We start from the raw sequence: 3849 nt of genomic DNA on the forward strand, positions 1-3849 counted from the left end.
CCGAAACGGGCGTATTTCTATATCGCGGTTCTATGCTCGACGGGTCAGACGCATTCTGCCTGCGGCCACGCTCGTGGTGCTGGCAGCGCTGTTCGCCTCGTATCGCTTGCTGGGATTCATCGCCGGCAACGAAATCGCCGACGACGCGAAATGGACCGCCGTGTTCACCGCAAATATCCATTTCGGCCTACTCGGTACCGATTACCTCGGTTCGAAACTGCCACCCTCGCCGCTGCAGCACATGTGGTCGCTCGGCGTCGAAGAACAGTTTTACCTCGTCTGGCCGGGCCTGTTCCTGGGGTTGGTGCTGCTCGTTCGAGGCGAACGATCCCGGCAGGCCCTCGCCGTAACGTTGCTCGGCATCATAGGTGTGTCCCTGGCATGGTCGGTCATCCAAACCCAATCCAACGCCACCTGGGCGTACTTCTCCCCCCTCACCCGTGCCTGGGAACTGGCATTGGGTGCCCTGGTGGCGGTCCTGGCAACGGTCGTGGCCCGCGTCCGGCCACCCTGGCTGATCGAACTGCTAAGCATGTGCGGAATTGCCGGCATCGTCGTCAGCGCGCTTGTGCTGAACTCCTCGACGCACTACCCGGGATCGGCCGTCGCCCTGCCGGTGACCAGCACCGCGCTGCTTATCGCCGCGGGCTGCGCCAACCCACGCACGCTTGTCGGCCGCGCTTTGGCCGTGCGCCCCATGCAATGGATCGGTGCGCGCTCGTACTCGCTGTATTTATGGCATTGGCCGTTTCTCATCATCGCGGCCGAATACTTGGGCCACGACCTTAGCGCGATACAAAACGCCGGCCTGCTCTTGCTGGCGACGACCGCGACAGCCATCACCTACCGACTAATCGAGAACCCTGTCCGACACGCCCGCGTCCTGGCAACACGCATCGGGTTGACATTGACCGTCGGCGCCGTCCTCGTCATCGCCACCGTTGGAACGGCCCAATGGCTGATCGCTAACCATTATGGAACGTGGAATCTACTACCCACGAGCATCCGCTAGACGTCTCGAGGGCCAGCGCGCGCATAGTGCCGGCGGATGTCTTTGGCCGGCCGCAGTGAAACGGGTGGCGATCAGTCAGCGGATCGAGCACCAAACCCCGGTGGGGGCATCAAGGAACTCGTGTACACCACACGCCCGTCCCCGGTTGGGGCAGGTCGACGCCGGCCACCAGGTCCTTCCGCTGGTCCCGAGATTATTCGGGATCTGCCATCCCGCTGCACGCATGCTGTTGGACTCCAAGACCCTAAGTTTGCCAGAGATTGACTTATGGATCTATTAGTATGTAATGTGTCGGATAAGTGTATCTCCGGTATAATGCACTCGTTGCCGGCGATGTTCCGTTCGTCTCAGGTGAGCAAGCAGGAGGATTCGTGATGCTGTTGAAGTCGGCACCGCTCGTACGACATGCGATCCGCCGGCCGGCGGCCATCCTGGTGGCCATGGCTCTTGGTCTTGCCGCGTGGTCGGCACCGGGGCACGGGAGCAGAGGCGAAACGAGCCCCGAGAATGGGCCGCCGCTGAACCAACGGACCTACGCGACGACAGCGCAAGTGTTGGACGCGGTCAAAGCTGCCCGCGATATACAAACGCTGCCGGGTGCGGCCGCGGCCCAGCTAACCAAAAGCAATTTTGCGGAGGCCCGGCACGGTTTCGACTGCAAACCAAAGGCCGCCGTTCCATCGGTCCATTTTGGGGAATGCACATTCGGCGACCCGCAAGGGAAGAAGCTTATGGTGATGTACGGCGACTCCCACGCGGATACCTGGGCTGCAGCACTCGAAGGGGTCGCTGCAATGCATGGCTGGAAACTACGTGTATTCAGTGAGGGCGGATGCCCGGCACCGGATCTGCACTACCTCGCCTACTACACGCGCTCGCCCTTTTCAGACTGTGACAAGTTCCACGAGGGCGCGACACAGGCGATACGCGACTTACATCCTGATGTAGTGCTCGTCACGAGCATAGGCGGGCTGCTCCTCGATGGAACGTGGCCGACGTCGACGGTATGGCGGGACGCGTGGATATCGACGTTCCAAAAGCTCACTCAGCCCGGGACACGTTTGGTGTTGCTGGCGAACGTGCCAAGTTGGAAGAACAACGACCTCCGCTGCCTCGCCGCCCATGTCAATGACGTGCAGAACTGCAGTGCCGCAGCGGCGGACGCCACCGAGGGCGGGGGGAGGGCCGGCCCAGCGGGGGACGGTTCTGGCGCTTATTCACAAGCCGACGAACAATCCGCCGCCGCAGCAGCCGGCGCCAACTACGTATCCCCACAGCCGTGGATCTGCTCCGACAAGTGCGAGCCTGTTATTGCGGACCGCGTTGTTTACCAGGACATTTCCCACCTTACCCAGACATATGCGGAGTATCTGACCGGTGCACTCGGTGAGGCTTTGCAGCCCGTGTTGAACCAAGCCTGACCAGACACAACTGCTTTCTCGGGCCGGGTAACGCGCCTAGTCCGAAGTTACGGCGCCAGGGACAAGCGAATCCCCAGCTGAGCTGGGGATTCGCTTGTTTCGGGTGTGGTTGTTGTGGCTACGCGGCTCTGAGCGGGATGGCGGTGTCGAGCAGTTGGAAGGCGCGGCGCTGGTCGCGGGTGGCTTCGGCGAGCATGGGGATTTCGGTGTCGGTGCCTTTGTAGCGGATCTGGTTGCGGGTGAGGGTGGCGAGGTGGTCGAGCATGCCTCGGAAGCTGCGGTAGGCGTTGCCGGATTCGTCGTGCTGGCGTGAGGCCTTGGTGGCGGCACCGCCGGAGCGTTGCGCGGGGGCAACGGGGTTGGCCCGCTGGGGTGGGTGTTCGTCGGTGAATGTCATGGGCGCCCAGGCCTTGCGCAGGTGCCAGACCAGGTAGCAGGCCAGCATGCAGATCAGCACGTGGGCTTTGACCCGGTCGTCGAGGCGGTGATGGATGGGCCGCAGATCCAGATCGTCGACCTTGATGATGCGGAAGTCGCGTTCGACGTTGGCCAGGTTCTTGTAGCCGGCCACCACCTCGGCGGCGTCGAGGGTGTCGGCAGGCACCGAGGTGCGCAGCACGTAGATGCCGTCGAGGGCGGCCTCGGCCGCGATGGAGTCCTGGTTGCGGGCGTAGGTGAGGTGATCCTCGCCGATGTCGATGGTGAAGTGCTTGGCGATCTTGCGTTTGGCCAGTACCCGGTCCGCCCGCACGGCGATCTTGTCCGTGCCGCGCAGCGGGGCGCGGGCCCGCGTGCAGGCCGCGGCGATCTTGGCCAGGTCGGCCTCGGCGGCGGCCAGCAGTGATTCCCGGTTGCGGGCCCGCTCGGCTTCCAGGAACGGGTTCTTGCAGGCCACCAGCCGCTCGCCGGGGAAGTCCGGGGAGGTGATCTCGGCCAGGTCGGTCTGGTCGAACAGCGACAGCTGCAGGTCCCCGTCCCGGACCAGCGCCTTGACCTGCGGGGCGCGCAGCGCGGTGATCCAGTCCAGCTCGGCGGGGGCGACGTCTTCGCGCAGCCGGGCGGCGGTCAGCATGCCGCGGTCCCCGGCCAGCACCACCTTGGTGATCCCGAACCGGTCCTTGACCTTGGTCACCTGGCTGGCCACGGTCTTGGGGTCGCCGGTGTTGCCCTTGAACACCTCGATCGCGACCGGGATGCCCCCCGGGGAGGTGAGCAGCCCGTAGACGATCTGCAGCCGGCCCCGCACCCCGTCCTTGGGGTGGCCGATGGCGCCCAGCGGGCAGGTCCGTCCCTCGAACGCGGCGGAGGACACGTCATACAGCACCAGGGTGCCGCCGGCCAGGTGCCGGGCCGCCAGGCCGTCCTCGATCCCGGGCTGCCGGGCCGCCAGCCAGTCCATCGCCGCGTACAGGTCAT

Annotated in this window: 3 protein-coding genes; 2 read left to right on the forward strand and 1 reads right to left on the reverse strand. The window is 64.6% G+C overall.

The annotated features are described in order from the left end of the window. Both VML93_RS37950 and VML93_RS37955 read left to right on the forward strand, forming a co-directional pair. Positions 1-1012 (forward strand): acyltransferase (locus tag VML93_RS37950; protein WP_325618952.1); only part of this gene is annotated, 1012 nt, incomplete at its 5' end. 374 nt (positions 1013-1386) lie between these two features. Further along, on the forward strand, positions 1387-2433 hold the full coding sequence (locus VML93_RS37955; RefSeq protein WP_325618954.1) for an SGNH hydrolase domain-containing protein: 1047 nt from the start codon (positions 1387-1389) through the stop codon (positions 2431-2433). Positions 2434-2551: 118 nt separating this feature from the next. On the opposite strand, the gene VML93_RS37960 is transcribed toward VML93_RS37955, so the two are convergent. Next, positions 2552-3849 (reverse strand): IS1634 family transposase (locus tag VML93_RS37960; protein WP_414686557.1); only part of this gene is annotated, 1298 nt, incomplete at its 5' end.

Source organism: Mycobacterium sp. (assembly GCF_035499775.1).
In the GTDB taxonomy this organism is placed as follows: domain Bacteria; phylum Actinomycetota; class Actinomycetes; order Mycobacteriales; family Mycobacteriaceae; genus Mycobacterium.